This window comes from Palleronia caenipelagi (assembly GCF_007004065.1).
Taxonomy (GTDB): domain Bacteria; phylum Pseudomonadota; class Alphaproteobacteria; order Rhodobacterales; family Rhodobacteraceae; genus Palleronia; species Palleronia caenipelagi.
On sequence record NZ_VFSV01000030.1, the window covers coordinates 1 to 15238 of the forward strand.

The 15238-nt window shown below is 61.5% G+C and carries 13 protein-coding genes and 2 pseudogenes; 3 read left to right on the top strand and 12 right to left on the bottom strand.

Annotated features, from left to right (window positions below; genetic code table 11):
- A partial coding sequence (locus tag FEV53_RS22125; protein WP_142835137.1) for a transposase occupies positions 1–213 on the bottom strand: 213 nt, incomplete at its 3' end.
- A gap of 132 nt (positions 214–345) precedes the next feature.
- Between FEV53_RS22125 and FEV53_RS14405 the strand changes: the two genes are divergently transcribed.
- On the top strand, positions 346–651 hold the full coding sequence (locus FEV53_RS14405; RefSeq protein ID WP_221931622.1) for a DDE-type integrase/transposase/recombinase: 306 nt from the start codon (positions 346–348) through the stop codon (positions 649–651).
- Between the two features lie 216 nt (positions 652–867).
- Here the strand turns inward: FEV53_RS14405 and FEV53_RS14410 are convergent.
- Positions 868–1574: pseudogene (locus FEV53_RS14410) on the bottom strand (IS3 family transposase); the annotation flags it as partial.
- Positions 1519–2055 carry a transposase gene (locus FEV53_RS14415; protein WP_142835519.1) on the bottom strand — a complete coding sequence of 179 codons (537 nt, stop codon included), beginning with the start codon at positions 2053–2055 and terminating at the stop codon, positions 1519–1521. The pseudogene FEV53_RS14410 and the gene FEV53_RS14415, both read right to left, overlap by 56 nt.
- Positions 2056–2309: 254 nt before the next feature.
- Between FEV53_RS14415 and FEV53_RS14420 the strand changes: the two are divergent.
- Positions 2310–3010: pseudogene (locus FEV53_RS14420) on the top strand (IS5 family transposase); the annotation flags it as partial.
- Positions 3011–3073: 63 nt separating this feature from the next.
- Here FEV53_RS14420 and FEV53_RS14425 read toward each other — a convergent pair.
- The 9 genes from FEV53_RS14425 to FEV53_RS14465 form a co-directional block, all read right to left on the bottom strand.
- Positions 3074–4867, bottom strand: a complete 1794-nt coding sequence (locus FEV53_RS14425; RefSeq protein WP_142835520.1) for a thiamine pyrophosphate-binding protein — start codon at positions 4865–4867, stop codon at positions 3074–3076.
- Positions 4867–6276, bottom strand: a complete 1410-nt coding sequence (locus tag FEV53_RS14430; protein ID WP_142835521.1) for an aldehyde dehydrogenase family protein — start codon at positions 6274–6276, stop codon at positions 4867–4869. Before FEV53_RS14430 ends, FEV53_RS14425 begins: the two co-directional genes overlap by 1 nt.
- Positions 6257–7171: a sugar phosphate isomerase/epimerase family protein gene (locus tag FEV53_RS14435; protein ID WP_142835522.1), complete on the bottom strand. Its 915-nt coding sequence runs from the start codon at positions 7169–7171 to the stop codon at positions 6257–6259. The genes FEV53_RS14430 and FEV53_RS14435 overlap by 20 nt, the downstream gene beginning before the upstream one ends.
- 165 nt (positions 7172–7336) lie before the next feature.
- Positions 7337–8149, bottom strand: coding sequence for a citryl-CoA lyase (locus tag FEV53_RS14440; protein WP_142835523.1), 813 nt, complete (start codon positions 8147–8149; stop codon positions 7337–7339).
- The gene (locus FEV53_RS14445) at positions 8146–10038 is read right to left on the bottom strand and encodes a bifunctional sugar phosphate isomerase/epimerase/4-hydroxyphenylpyruvate dioxygenase family protein (RefSeq protein ID WP_142835524.1); all 1893 of its coding nucleotides are present in this window, start codon (positions 10036–10038) and stop codon (positions 8146–8148) included. Before FEV53_RS14445 ends, FEV53_RS14440 begins: the two co-directional genes overlap by 4 nt.
- Positions 10038–11333, bottom strand: a complete 1296-nt coding sequence (locus tag FEV53_RS14450) for a TRAP transporter large permease (RefSeq protein WP_142835525.1) — start codon at positions 11331–11333, stop codon at positions 10038–10040. Before FEV53_RS14450 ends, FEV53_RS14445 begins: the two co-directional genes overlap by 1 nt.
- Positions 11330–11872 carry a TRAP transporter small permease gene (locus tag FEV53_RS14455; RefSeq protein WP_142835526.1) on the bottom strand — a complete coding sequence of 181 codons (543 nt, stop codon included), beginning with the start codon at positions 11870–11872 and terminating at the stop codon, positions 11330–11332. The genes FEV53_RS14450 and FEV53_RS14455 overlap by 4 nt, the downstream gene beginning before the upstream one ends.
- Positions 11873–11937: 65 nt before the next feature.
- A complete protein-coding gene (dctP, locus tag FEV53_RS14460) occupies positions 11938–12948 on the bottom strand; it encodes a TRAP transporter substrate-binding protein DctP (protein WP_142835527.1) in 1011 nt (336 codons plus the stop codon).
- 95 nt (positions 12949–13043) lie between these two features.
- Positions 13044–14132, bottom strand: a complete 1089-nt coding sequence (locus tag FEV53_RS14465; RefSeq protein ID WP_142835528.1) for a Gfo/Idh/MocA family protein — start codon at positions 14130–14132, stop codon at positions 13044–13046.
- Between the two features lie 192 nt (positions 14133–14324).
- Between FEV53_RS14465 and FEV53_RS14470 the strand changes: the two genes are divergently transcribed.
- Positions 14325–14990, top strand: coding sequence for a GntR family transcriptional regulator (locus tag FEV53_RS14470; protein WP_142835529.1), 666 nt, complete (start codon positions 14325–14327; stop codon positions 14988–14990).
- Positions 14991–15238 lie beyond the last annotated feature (248 nt).

Below are 15238 nucleotides of genomic sequence, written 5' to 3' on the forward strand. Positions count from 1 at the left end.
CTTGTTCTCCTTGCGCAGCCGCTCCAGCTCGGCGGCATCGGCCTTCTGGCGGTGTTTCGCTTCCATCGAGCCGAAGGCCTCGATCTCCAGCCGCCAGGTTTTCAGCTGCGTGCCGGTGATCCCCAGCTCTCTCGCAACGCTGCCCTGCGTCGCGCCTGGCTCATGAAGCCGGTCAACCGCGTTCGATGCGGTGTTTGAACCAGTGGCGCACAGCGCATCTAACCTTTGAACTCATCCGTGTATTTCCGTCGATGCTGTCCCATGGCGTGCTCCTCTCATGGACAGGGGTAAAGTACCCCGCTGTCCGGTGACAGGCACGAAGATCACTACGGCACCTCACGCGCGATGATCACGAACAAGCTGGGTTCTTATCCGGCGGCGAAAAAGGAGCTCGCGCCGAGGGTCGAGCACCGTTCACACAAGAGGATTAACAATCGCGCTGAAAATTCACACCAGCCCATTCGAGGAAGGGAGCGGATCATGAAAGACTTCAAGTCGCCCGCTCACCTACAGCGCTTCGCTTCAATTCACGATCCGATCGCCAACCTGTTCCACCTCCCGCGCCACGAGATGACATCCCCTGAGTTCCGCTACCTCAGCGCAGCCACCATGAAAGAATGGCCGGCGATCGCTGGACTGGCAGTGGCCTGAGCACCCAATAATTTGGTTCATTCTGATCCGAAGGTGTTAACTTTACGATGCCCTCTGACAGCCTGTATTATAGCTGTTCGAGAGCGTTTCTTCAGGCCGGCAACCGTCGTCTTTCCGGGGCACCGCGCGTCAGGCGTCATCGCTAGGGTTGACGGAGTTGCCATCCGAGGCCATGGCTCTGAAAGACTGCGTGGCCGATCTGACCTTTGAAAATCTAATGATGTTGAGCGTACGGTACGCCTTCCCATCGTCCGTGCGGCAATGCACGAAGTCATATGACCAAACATGGTTTGGATGCTCAGGTCGCAATCGGACACACGATCCATCATTCAGCCAGAGCCGTCCCTTCTTTGGTTGCTTCATTGGGACTTTCAGCCCCTCTCGTCGCCACAGCCTTTCGACGCGCTTGTCGTTCACATGCCAGCCAGCATCTCTGAGCAGTGCTGCAATCCGACGATAGCCATACCGTCCATATTGCCGGGTTAGCTCGATCATATCCGCCACCAAGCGCTCTTCGTCTGGACGACCAGCAGGCACCTTACGCGGTGTCGATCGGTGTTGTCTCAGAACGCGACACGCGCGACGTTCCGAAACGTTCAGTTCTGCACGAACACGATCAATGCAAGCACGGCGACGAGCGGGGCTCAGAAGTTTCCCTTTGCGGCCTCCGCCAGAATGAGCTTGTCCAGCGTAAGATCAGAAACGGCCTTGCGCAGGCGCTCATTTTCTTTCTGAAGACGCTTCAGGTCCTTCAATTGGTCCGCGCCCATTCCACCGTACTTTTTCTTCTAGCGGCAGAACGTCTGTTCAGTCACGCCGATCTGGCGGATCGCATCCAGACGCGGCATCCCTTGCCCCGTCAGAACCTCAACCTGCCGTAACTTCGTGACAATCTCTTCCGGCTTTGGTCGCTTGTTTGCCATCTGTTTCCTCCGTTTTCCTGAACATAGCGGAGGACCACTTCAGTGGGGGAAGACCAATCGGCCAAAACCCGGATAAGCCTAGCAACTGTATTTCTCGATCTGGCTGAGAAGCCCATTTCTGGCGAGATTTGCACAGCGCGTTTGCGATTGTGACGAGCTTTCGCGCGACGGCCGTGACAATGACTTTGTGTGGCTTCCCTGCAGTTTGAAGGCGTTGTGCGAATGTTTTCAGGATTGGATTGTGGTGACTGGCTACCAGAGCGGCCTGGAACATCACATGACGAAGAGAACGTCTCCCACCTGCGATGGCGCGTTTCCCGCGCAATGCGCCGCTGTCATGTGCGATGGGGGCAAGTCCAGTCAGTGCGGCGGCTTGTTCGCCTGTAATCTGTCCAGGTTCAGGCATTTCCGCGATCAGCATTGCGACTGTAACCGGGCCTGTCGCTGAAACAGAGCGCAGGATTTCGGCGGTCTGGAACATCTCGTCATCTGAGATGATGGTTTGTTTGATCTGTGCTTCAATTTCGGCGAATTAAATATCAAGAAGTGCGCTTTCCCTACATTTGCAATCGCGGCATTCTTTGCTTGTGCCGCCAACAAGGCCGAAGCCATAGGCCCCGGACTCAAGCCGATCAATAATATCAATTTTGAATGTGCTTTTAGTGCCGTATCGGCTCTGTTGCACAAATTCCATGAGTGATTCATCTCGTGAATCCAGTGTGGTAGCTGATCTGCATGAGCAGACCCATCCCCCTATCTACAGGACCAGGAATTGGCCTGCCTATAACGCAGCGCTGAAGCGCCGACGCTCGCTGACGATCTGGATCGATCCCGCCATGAACTGGGAAGCTACGCCCACCGGCAAGCGTGGTCGCCAGCCCGACGACAGTGATGCCGCGATCCAGACCTGCCTGACCCTGAAACTCCTGTTCGGCATGGCGCTCAGGCAGACGACCGGGTTCGTCGAAAGCCTGCTGCGGCTAAGTGGGTTGGACTGGGTCTTGCCCGATTTCAGCACGCTCTCACGTCGGCAGAAGACCTTGCAGGTCCACATCCCGTATCGAGGATCAGACGGACCACTGCACCTGCTGATCGACAGCACAGGCCTCAAGGTCGGGGGCGAAGGTGAATGGAACGCGCGCAAACACGATGGCACCAGACGCCGTGTATGGCGCAGGATACATATCGGGATCTGGAAAACACTGGAAATCCGGGCTGCCGAGTTCACCACCAGCGACACAGGTAACGCCCCCATGCTGCCCGAACTGCTCGACCGGATCCCACCCGAACAAGAGATCGGTCGCGTCACCGCCGATGGCGCCTTCGACACCCGCAAGTGCCACGACGCCATCGCCGCGCGTGGCGCCGCAGCGATCGTCCCGACGCGCAAGACTGCCAAACCATGGAAACCCGGCACCGCAGACGCGGATCAGCGAATTATGTTCCGATCAAGCGAGAGCTTTTCACATTATCTGCCACATACCGCCAACCGATGCATTTCAGGTCGCCACGTGGCTGACGTCCCGATCCGGAGAGTAGATGTCCAAGATGTTCCAATGCCCGGTTGTCGGAGTTGGATTATTGATCATCGCCACATCGATGACAGTGGGCTTGCCGCTGGCGATGGCCGCCTGGAGCGCGGGCAAGAGTTCGTCGGCCGAACTCACCCGAACCCCCTCTGCGCCATAAGCCTGCGCAATCTCCGCATAGCCGGGACCGTTGGTGGGCGCGGCGGCCGTGCCAGGGAAGGTCGTTCCGTAGGTCAGGCCGTAATGGGCCTTTTGCAGACCAGCGATGGTGCCGAAGGCGTTGTTGTTCATCACCAGCCAGATGATGCCCAGCCCCCGCTCCACCGCAGTGGCCAGCATCGACGGGTTCTGGCCAAAGCCGCCATCCCCGACGAGGCTCAGCACCACCCGATCCGGTGCGGCCATTTTCGCACCGATAGCTGCGGGAGGGCCGAAACCCATGGTCGCAAACCCGCCCGGCGTCAGGATCGAGCCCGGCGTCAGGATGTCGAATTGCTGCCCGACGCCGTTTTTGTTCCAGCCCACATCGGTGGTGATGATCGCGTCATCGGGCAGGGCCTTGCGCGTGTCGGCGAGGATGCGTTCGGGCATCATCGGGAAAGCGTCGGAGGTCGCCATCTCCTCGTTACGGGCCTTAAAGGCTGTGCGGAATTCGGCGATCTCGGTGACCTTCTCTGACCGGTCGAACCCATCGGGATACATCTCCCGCGCCACACGGGTCAGGACCCGCAGCGCGGCCTTGGCATCGGCCACGGCCCCGATCTCGGTGGGGTAATTGCGGCCAATTTCCTGTGGCTCGATGTCGATATGGATGACCTTCGTATCGTGGCCCTCTGCCCCGATATTGAAGGTGTAGCCGGGATACCAGCTGGAGCAATCGGCCTCCTTGAACCGGGTGCCGACGGCAAAGACCCAATCAGCATTCAGGCACGCCTGATTGACCAGCGACGTCCCCCAGAACCCGGTCATGCCCATGACCAGCGGATGATCGTCCCTGAGCGCACCCTTCCCCATCAGGGAATGAGCGACGGGCAGGCCCATATGCTCCACGAATTCCCGCAGAGCCTCGCTGGCCTGCGCCAGCAGAATGCCACCGCCCACATAGACCACAGGACGCTCCGCCCCGGCCAGCGCGGAGACGATCTCGCGGGCGGTCTCATCATCGAGAGACGGCTTTTTCAACGCGCGCGTGTTGCCCCGGAGGCGGTCGAAACTGTCGGAAGGGATCACCTGAGAAAAGATATCCATTGGCACGTTCACCAACACCGGGCCGGGCTGGCCACTCTCGGCGAGCTGAAATGCCTTTTCGAGGATCTCCGCCATCAGTTCCGCCCGATCCACGCGCCACGCCCGTTTCACGAAGGGGCGGTAGATCTCCCACTGGGCCGCATCGGCGTGCAGGTTCACCTCCTGATGGGGATGCTTGCCGTAGTAGTGGGTCGGAATATCGCCCGCGATCACCACCATCGGGATGCAGTCCAGCGCAGCGTTGGCGACGCCGGTGGCGCAGTTGGTCAGCCCCGGAGAGAGGTGCGACAGGACGACGGAAGCCTTGCCCATCACCCGCGCATAGCCATCCGCCGCGTGGCTGGCGATCTGCTCATGGCGTACGGTGACGAAGTCGATGGGGCTCTCGGCCAGCGCCGCGAGAACGGCGATATTGGTATGGCCGCAGAGACCGAACACATGTTCGACACCGCGCCTCTCCAGATAGTCCACCAGATGTTCGGCAACGGTCTTGCCGGTGACTGTGCTGCCGTCCATCACGCGATCTCCTTCCCGTAGAATTCCCCGAATAACTCCGCTTCTGAGGGTCGGTCTTCGGGGATGGGTCGGCTGACCCAAGTGTAGTTCATCATGTGTTTCATGGTGACGTTTTCATTGGTGATATTGCCCCCCCAGATCCCGCAGCCGAGGCTGGAGGTCATCGGCATCCCATTGGTCCAGGCACCCGCATTGGCTTTGGACTGGGGCTGGCGGACCATCATCCGGCTGACCGGCGCGAGTCGGGCCAGACGGTCGATATTCTCATCATTATGGCTGTAGATCCCGCAGGAATGGCCCTTGCCGCCCACCGCGTAGATCCGGCTCACCGTCTCCAGCGCGTCGTCAAAGGTCTCGAAGTGATACAGCGCCATGAGCGTGGTGAGCTTCTCCTTGGAGAACTTGTGCTCCGGCCCGATCTGGTCCTGATTTTCCACCATCAGGAATTTGCGATCCTCGGGGATGGAAAACCCGGCCACCTCGGCGGTCTGCTGTGGACGACAGGCGATGGTGGGGAAGGTGCGGTTGCCTTTCGCGTCCCACATGGCCGTCTCCAGCAGAGCTTTTTCCTCCGCCGAGCACAGATAGCCGCCCTCGGCCTCGAGCGCCTTGACCATCTGATCGTAGATGGAGCGCTGGATAATGATATTGCCATCCGCCGAGCACCCCGACCCGAAATCGGAGGTCTTGGAAACCCGCGTGTTCCGGGCGGCGATGTCGATATCCGCCGTCTCATCAATGACAATCGAGCTGTTGCCCGCGCCGACCCCATAGGCGGGTTTTCCGGAGGAATAGGCGGCCTTGACCATGGGCTTGCCCCCTGTGGCAAGGGTCAGGTCGCAGATCTCCATCAGGTGCTGGGTCAGCGGGATCGACGGCTTGCGCACGCATTGGAACAGATCTTCGGGCGCCCCTGCGGCGCGACAGGCGGTGCGCATGACCTCCGTCATCTCCCAAGTGGTCTGTGCGGTGCGTGGATGGGGCGAAAAGATCACCGCATTGCGCGCATTGGCCGCCGAAACGCCGGTGACCGGAGGTGTCATCGCCGGATTGGTCATGGGGATGAGCGAGGCGATGACCCCGGCGGGTTTCGCGTATTTCATCAGACCGCGCGCCTCATCCACCTCGACGATCCCGGTCGAGGGGGTGCGCAGCACGTCGCGCAGGACCATCTGGATCTTGAACCGCTTACCCACGCGACCCTCACGGTCGCCGATGCCGCTTTCATCCACCCCCTGACGCGCCAACCGGCCAAAGGTCTCTTCGTTGCCCGCATACCAGGCGATGGCTTGGCTCAACCGGTCCAGCCGGTCCTGTGACCAGTCTTCGATTCCGGCCATGGCCGCGCGGGCGCGCGTCAGCATGTCAGCGGCCAGCGCGCGGTCTTCGTCAGTGAGCTCTTTGCCCATGATGGTCCTCATTTTTCGGAAATTCAGCGGGTGTCGGCAGGCGGCGCTGGGAGCGCGCGTCGCCGAAAGTGCGTTTGGCATGTTGCAGGCAACGGCGGGCGTGTTCTTCATAGCCCAGCTCCGCCACCCGGCTCTGGTTCGGCAGCTCGATGCAGTAATCCACGGGGGGCAGGCGTTCGATGATGCCGGTAAAGTCTATCCACCCTTCGCCCGGATACAGCCTTGCGTCGCGGGCGAGCTGGATCATCCCGGCGCGGGTATCGGCAATGCCGGGCAGGCAGTCGGAGATATGCAGGAAATGGATCAGATCGGCGGGGACATGCAGAAGCTCGCCCAGATCGACGCGGCTGAGATGCAGATAGAGTGTATCGACGAGGATCCCGCCATTGGGGCGGTCGGCGGCACGGACGATGTCCAGCGTTTCGTCCAGGGTGCGCAGACGAGAGAACGACGGGAATTCCAGATCGACCGTCAGCCCGTATCTGGCCGCGATGTCACAGGTCTCGCCGTAGACGTCGATCAGAAAATTACGGTCGTCGCGGGTGGGGGTCCAGGCGGACATGATCATCCGCCGCGCTCCGATTTCGGAGCCGAGCGCCAGCGCGGGCTCAAAACTGCGCGGGTCCACATCCTCGGTGATCCTAGCCAGCTCTATGTCGAGCACTTTCAGCCCAGTGGTCGCCAGCGCGGTGCGGGTGGCCTGCACTTGTGCATCGTCCAGCGGCGACGGCGTGAACTCCCCGTCCACATTCATCTGAATGAGCCGCGGGCTGACCGCGTCATACCCCGCCCGGGCGGCGATATAGACCAGCTCCGCCGGGGTCGCGCCAATCAATGTGAGATGCGCCAGCGAGAACAACGGCTCTCCGGGGGGCGTCTCGGTGGGATCTGACATGGGCGGCTCCGAATGCAGGCGAGTCGGACCTTCATCCGACGTGTTAAAAAATATCCGATATTATAGAAAACATCAACGGATAAGTTTGCTGAAGCTCAGAGAGCCAAATTCCACAAAAAACCCCGCCTCAGGGGCGGGGTCATGCAGCGCGGTCTCGGGGAAAGGTCACTCACCCTCATAACGTGGCAGGAATTTCGGCGGCATGGGGCCCTTGTTCCGGCCCCCCTGTTGGGTTTGCTCCCAGGCATGTGCGAGCACACCCACCGAACGGCTGAGACAGAACAGCCCGCGCGACAGGGGCGCCTCAAAGCCCAGCTCGCAAAAAATCACCGCTGTGGCGCCGTCGATATTCATCGCGATGGGGCGCCCGCCCCGCTGCCGCGCCAGCTCCGCCTGCACGGTCTCGCCGATTTCGGCAAAGCGCCCCGAAACCACGCCCGCCTCCGCCGCCTCTCGCACGAGCGCCATGAGACGCGGGGCGCGCGGGTCCACGGGTTTATGAAAGCGGTGACCAAAGCCGGAGACTATCTTGCCGTGGCGCGACCGCCAGTTATCGAGGCCACTCGGCACCGCTTGGGGGAGATCCGCTCCCGCATCCATCAGAGCGGCGATCCCGTAATAGAGCTCCGCGCATTGCTCGCCCGCCCCGCCGTGCACGTCACCCAGCATATTCACGGCGGTCGCCATCGCGTTGTTCAGGCCCACCCCACAGGTCGCCGCCATCCGCGCCGCCGCGATGGACGGCGCCTGAGGCCCGTGATCGACACCCGCCACCAGCGCGGCCTCCAGCAGAGCCGCCTGACCCGCGTCGGGCAGTTCGCCCCGCGTCATCAGCCAGATCATCTGAGCAAAGCTCACATTGCCGATCAGCTCTTCGACAGGACGGCCGCGAAAGGCGATCTTGCCCGGCGCCATGTCGATGATCGAGGTGCGCCACCAGCCGGAGACGGCTTCGGCGTCGGTCGGGATATCGCTCATGCGCTTTCCTTGTCAGAGGTCTCCGGGGCGTGGCGTATCTGGGCGGCCAATCGGACGGAGGCGTTTCGCGCCCCATAGCCGCGGTAGCCGCCGCGCCGCTCCACAATTTCAAAGAAGAACCCGCCGAAGATTGCGCGACTGAAGATCTGGAAAAACTCCGCCCCGCCGCGCCGTGCATAGAGGATCTGCTCCGCTGCGAGCCGCGCCACAAGCGCACCGTCGAGAGCATAGCGGGCGGCCAGATCGGCGTAGTAATTGGGCGAGATCTCCAGCCTGGGGAACTGCCGCTCCGCCAGACGCTCGGAGGTTTCGAAGATATCGTCGGTCGAAAGGGCGATATGCTGCACCCCGGCCTCGGCCCCGGACAGGAAAGACGCCGCGAAACTGCGGCGGCCCTCAGCCCCGTTCAAGACCAGCCGCACCTCGCCCTCGGGGGTCTCAATGGCCTGCGAGTGCAGCACGCCAGAGGGATCGGCCACATCCACGCCGGGCAGCTTCGCCATGTCGAAGGTTGACAGATAATAGAGCAGCCAGCTCTGCATATCCTCGTGGCGCATGGTCTGCGCCACATGATCAATGCGCCGCAGCCCGGCCGGTCGGGTGGCAGTGGTTTTTGGCACCGGCTGAAAGTCGATATCCCAGACCTTCAGGAGCGAGGTCTTTTCGTCGATGAAATGGACCACATTGCCGCCGACGCCACGGATAGCGGGGATATCAAGCTCGCCCGTAGCCACTGGCTGGGAGAAGCGCGGCGCGCCCAGAGCCGTGGCGCGGGCCACCGTCTGATCCGCATCCCCCACCCGCAGCGCCATGTCGCAGACGGTGGGGCCGTGGCGCTCAAAGGCATCGCGGGCAAAGCCGGTGGTCTCAGTGTTCACCAGAATGTTGATCGCACCCTGCCGCCACAGCTCAACCGATTTCGAGACATGCCGCCGCTCCATGCGGAACCCCATGGCAGACAAAAGCCCGGTGAGCTCCGCCGCGCTTGTCTCATCTGCGGCGAACTCGATGAACTCGAACCCCGCCGCCTCTACGCGGTCGGGCAGATCCGGGATTGGCAGGGGCAGCTCCGGCTCACTCCGCGCGACGGTGTCGAGCAGGTTGACCAGCGCCCGGTAGCCGTCCCGCGCCATGTGGCTTGAACCGGGCAAGGGGCTGGTCTCGTTCACACGCGCCACCGACCACGGGCCGCGATAGCCGCTGCGGGCAAGCACCCGGACGAAGGCGGCAAGGTTCAGCACGCCCTGCCCCGGCATCAACCCGAAATGGTGCTTGAGCGCGCGGATCTCCGGCCCCGTGCCCGGCGCGTCCGAGAGCTGGACATGGAACAGCCGGTCCCCCGGAATTTCGCGGTAATGGGCGGGCTTGGTGCCGTCGGCGAGAGAGAAATAGCTGTTCAGCGCCAGTCCCAGAGCCTCGGAGCCAACCCGCTCGACCAGCGCCAGAGCGTGCGTGTCGTGGGTCACATGGGCCGCCCATGGCAGCGCCAGATAGGCCAGCCGCAGCCCCCGCTGAGCCGCCCTTTCCGCCGCCTCCGCCAGATCGGCGGCGATGACCGTGTCATCGGCGGAACTGACCGGCTCCGACGACGCACCGATCAGCAAAAGCCCGATCCCCAGAGCCTCCATCAGATCGAATTTTCGCTCCAGCCGGGCAAAGGCGCGGTCCCGCGCCTGACCCGATAGCCCCTCTAAGTCGTGGAACGGCTTGAGCAAATGGATCGTCAGCCCGAGCTCCTCCACCAGCGCCCGCAGCTCCTTCGCCGTGCCGTGCCAGGCGGTAAAATCCGGCTCGTGCAGTTCAACCCCGGTGAACCCCGCCCCGGAGATGGCGCGCAGCTTCGTCGCCAGATCGCCGGGGATCGAGGTGGTGGAGATGGTCAGCGACATCAGCCCTGATACCCCAGAAGGCGCGGCAGCCAGAGCACCAGATCCGGCGAGAACATCATGACAAGCAGCGCCACGACCAACACCGCGAGGAAGGCCCAGACCTCATGGATGATCTCCTTGAGCGGGATGCCCGTCACCGCGTTGATGACGAAAAGCAGGATGCCGTAGGGCGGTGTTATCAGGCCGATCATGGAGTTCACCACCACCAGTACGCCGAAATGCACGAGATTGATGCCAAGCGCCTGACAGCTCGGGATGAAGAGCGGCACGATGACGAGGATGATCGTGGTCGCGTCAAGGATACAGCCGAGGAGCAGAATCAGCGCATTGACCATCAGAAGGAAGGCGATGGGGCCAATGTCAGAGCCTTCGAGCACGGCGGAGATCGCTTGTGGGATCTGCTCGGAGATGACGATGAAGTTCAGGATGAACGCCCCGCCGATCACCACACCGACCGCTGCGGAAGAGCGCGCGCTGTCCACAAAGACCCGAAAGAGGCCGCGCAGGGACAGGGCACGGTAGAACAGCACCGCCAGCAACAATGCGTAGAACGCGGCGACGGCGGCAGCTTCGGTCGGGGTCGTGACACCCCCGTAGATCCCGTAAAGCAGGATCACCGGCATCAGCAACGCCGGGAACGCGTTGGCGGTCTTGCGGGGCAGCTCCTTCAGCGGCACCGGCTCTTCGATGGCAAAGCCCCGGCGGGCGGCCATGTAGCTATTCATCGCCATGAGCACGACCCCCATCAGAAGGCCCGGCACGATCCCCGCGAGGAACAGCGCGCCGATAGAGGCCTTTGAGACCAGCGCATAGAGCACCATGGGGATCGAGGGCGGAATGATTGGGCCGATGGTGGCCGACGCCGCGGTGATCGCGGCGGCATACCCGCGCGGATAACGCCCGCCCTTGGTCATCATTTCGATGATGATTTTGCCGATGCCGGCCGCATCCGCGACGGCCGATCCGGACATGCCGGAGAAGATCAGGGACGAGACCACATTCACATGCCCCAGCCCGCCCTTGAAGCGGCCCACGGCGGCGACACAGAAATTCAGCAGCCGGTCGGTGATCGAGCCCGCGTTCATGATGTTGGCGGCGACGATGAAGAGCGGCACGGCGAGCAGGATGGTGCTCTTGTAGAAGCCTTGCAGGATCTTCTCGGCGGCGAGCGAAATATCCATTCCCGCGAGACCGAGATAGACGATCGAGGCGAGGCCGATCGCATAGCCGATCGGCGTCCCGATCCCGGCGAGGAAGAACAGCGTGATCAGGCAGGACAGCAGCTCGAAGCTCATTTTGCAGACTCCTGCGCGTGCAACTCATCCACGACGAGCTCGATTTCGGTTTTCGGGGGACCGTTGCGCCAGGTGTCGATGAACATCCACGTGTAGCGGACGATCAGCGCCAGCATGAACACCGCGTAGATCGAGAACACGTCGCGCAGCGGGATCTTCTGGTCCGTGAACGGGTTGCGCACCGTGGTGGTTTTGCGGATCTTCATCCAGTCAATGTAATCCCAGGTGGGCAGGAACGCGTAGAGCATCAACCCGACCACCGCCGCCGCAGAGATCAGCGTCATCACCCGGCGCACCGGACGCGGGCAGGCGAGGTAGAGGATGTCGAATTTCACCTGATCGCGGTCTCGGACAACGAAGGCGCAGGAAAAAAAGATCACCCAGACCCAGAGAATGCCGATCAGCTCCAGCGTCCATCCAGCGGGTTCAAAGAAATACCGCAGGATGATCTGATACATGAAGATCACGAAAATGGCCGCCAGCATGCTTCCGGCAATGATTTCGGCCACGCGGGACAGCCCGCTCAGAAACGCTCTCATCGGCTCCTCCCGCGATGTCTGGAAAAAGTGCTCCCGGCCGATGACCGGCCGGGAGGGAGATGGGATTAGTTGCCCAGAGCGTTGATTTTTTCGAGGACACCCTCGGGCCAGCTCGCCGCAAACTCGCTGCCCTTATAGGCGTTCTGAACCGTCTCACGGAACGCAGCCACGTCGGGTTCGTAGATTTCGAGACCCTGTTCCTTGAGGAACGCGCCCAGCTCATCTTCGAGCTGCAACTGCTTCTGGCGACCGGCTTCTGCGGCGGCATCGGCGGCTTTCTGAACCGTCTCTTGCTGCTCCGGGGTCATGCCGTCCCAGGTCGCCTTGGAGATCGCGATGTAGTTGAGGTCAACCAGATGGGAGGTCAGCACGATCTGCTTGGTCACCTCATAGAATTTCATATCCACGGTGGTGGGCAGCGGGTTATCCTGACCGTCGATGGAGCCGGTGGACAGGCCCGTATAGACCTCAGCGAAGGCCATCGGGGTCGGAGACGCGCCCAGCGCCTTGCCGAGGAACTGCCACGCATCGGTGCCCGGCATCCGCAGGTTCACCCCGGCCATGTCCTCAGGAGTCATGACGGTCAGTTCGTCCTTGGGGGCGCGCAGGTTGAGCTGGCGACGGCCCAGATACATGACCGAGAGCAGCTTCACCCCGAGTTCGTCCTCAGTCTTCTGCTTGAACGGCTCCATCAGCTCGTCATTGAAGACGGCAACCTGATGGGCCGCATCCTGATGTACGTAACCCGTCGCGAAGATCGAAAACTCGGGGAAAAACTGTGCCAGCTCCTGCGCCGAGGTGATCGACATCTCCAGATTGCCCCGGCTGATCGCGTCAAGCTCGGTGCCCTGGGCAAAGATAGTACCGTTATAGCTGGGCTCGTAATCTGCAAATTCGGCAACCATGGGGGCGAAGACCTCCGCCATGGCGACGGACCGCTGGTCGGTATCGGAGCCGGACGTGGCCAGACGCAGCTGGATCTTGTCCTCCGCAAATGCACTGCCAGCACCCAGCGCCAGCGTGCCTGCAGCCATCATGAGCGAGAGCGTCGCGCGGCGGGTAAATTTCGAGATCATGGTATCCTCCCTGTATGATCCATTCGTCGCTTTTGACTGAAGATTAGACCAGCCATTTCACTTTTTGCAATATGTTTTGCAAAATATCGGATATTCTATCCGGTAAACTGCAAGGTTTTTTCCCTTTCCGGCAGGTCGAGCGCGGTGATGGTCACCCCCGTGCCGGTCAGACAAGCGGTTTGCAGAGCTTCGAGCACTTGCATAGTGCGCAGGCCCTCGCGTCCGCTGACCAGTGGCTGAGCCTCCCCGCGGATCACCTCTGCAAAGTGGCGGATCTGATTGATCAGAGGGTCGGAGTTCTCTCGAACCAGCGAGGTCGCCGCGATATCGCTCCACCAGTCCGGGCGCTCTCCCGTGTGCGACCAGACCCGCAGGTCGGGCACCGAAATGGCTCCGGTGCTCCCGCCGATCATATAGCAACTCTCTTGCGTCGCCGGGTAAATGGGGTTCTCGCCCGAAGTCAGCTCCCAACTCCAGGGCGACGCGATGCTGTCGGAGACGGTGATCGTCCCGATAGCGCCACTCTCGAACCGAAGCACCGCCGCCGCCACGTCCTCATTCTCATAACCCCGGCGTGACGGAGCCGCCTGCCCCTGCACGCTGACCACATCGCCACAGAGATAGCGGATCAGGTCCACGTCATGGACCAGATTGACCGAAATCGGACCCGCCCCGAATTTTTTGCGCCAGGGTGCCGCGTCGAAGTAGTCGTCAGGCTTGTGAAACCAGCAGGTCGCATGGATGGCGCGCACATCACCGATCCGTCCGGCATCGATGACTTCGCGCGCCTTTTGGATCAAGGGATTGTGCCGGCGATGGTGACCGACCAGCAGCGGCACGCCGCGCGCCTCAGAGGCCCGGACCAGCGCCAGCGCATCCTCGGCGCGGGTGGTCAGAGGCTTCTCGATCAGCGCCGGAATTCCTGCCGTCACACAGGCCGAACCCATCTCCGCATGCAGCAACGTGGGCGTTGCAATGATGACGCCGTCCACCGTTTCGGCTGTGAACAACGCTTCGAGTGTGTCAAAACAGGGCAGCCCTCGCCGCACAGCAAAGGCTCGTCCGGCTTCCGAGGGATCGACCACAGCCGACAGGCTGACATCGCGCATATGCTCCATCGCGGCAGCATGGCGTTTGCCGATCAGGCCCACCCCCGCGATCGCTAATTTCAAGGATTGCGACACGATTTCTCCTCGCCCCTCGGCCCCGGCAACAAGCTTGCGCAGGGATGGCCTCTGTTGCTGGCTTAATACCAAGGATCATCGGTAATGGCAATAATATCCGATATTTTCTGGAATCGCCCATAAACCGTTCGATTGAGGATGGGGCCGCCCTATGCTAATCATATGCAGAAACCCGAAACAGCGGACGTTTTCATGGATGAGCCGGCCAGAACGATTGGGGCGAGCACCTATCAGCGAATCAAGCAAGATATTATCTCCGGCGCCCTGACGCCCGGTCGAAAACTGAAGCTGACCGATCTGAAAGAGCGCTATGACACCAGCCCGTCGACTTTGCGCGAGGCCCTGAGTCGGCTGGTCAGCGCCGGGTTTGTCGAAGCCCCGGAACAGCGCGGCTTTCTCGTCGCGCCGGTCTCGCCCGAGGATCTGACGGAGATCGCTGAACTGAGGGTGTTACTTGAGACCCACGCCCTGACCCTCTCGATCCAGAACGGGGACACGGAATGGGAAGGCGATCTGGTCGCAGCCTATCACAAACTGCGTCTGATGGAGCAGAAGATGCTCTCCGGCGACGAGAGCGAGAAAGTGCAGTGGAAGCGCTATGACTGGGAATTTCACGAGACGCTGATCCGGGCCTGTAAATCCAGTAACCTCCTGGCGCTCCATGCGCGGCTCTACGAGAAATATCTCAGGTATCAGATGCTTGTCCTGACCTATCGTGGCGAAGATGCGGCAGAAGAACATCGCAAGATGTTTGAAGCCGCATTGGCCCGGGATACCGCAACAGCTGCAGCCGTTCTGGAAGCGCATGTTCTGAACGGTTTGCAACACACATTGGCCGCGATGGGAGCTCAGAGCTAGCCGGGGCGTTCTCAGAATTTGGAGACTTGACGCCGAGGCCCGTCCCATCGGCTCTGACGTCGGTATTTTGCGGATGTGATCAGCTGCTTTGACGACCGGCCACTGGGATGACACATCCCGGGCAATGACCGCGCGAAATGATCCACGAAGCGAAAGCTGACACGGCGTATTCGGAGCCATGACCGGCGGACCCCTCGTCCAGAGGGCCGCCGGCATCAATCACTCACCGCATTGTCTCGGAGGCCGTC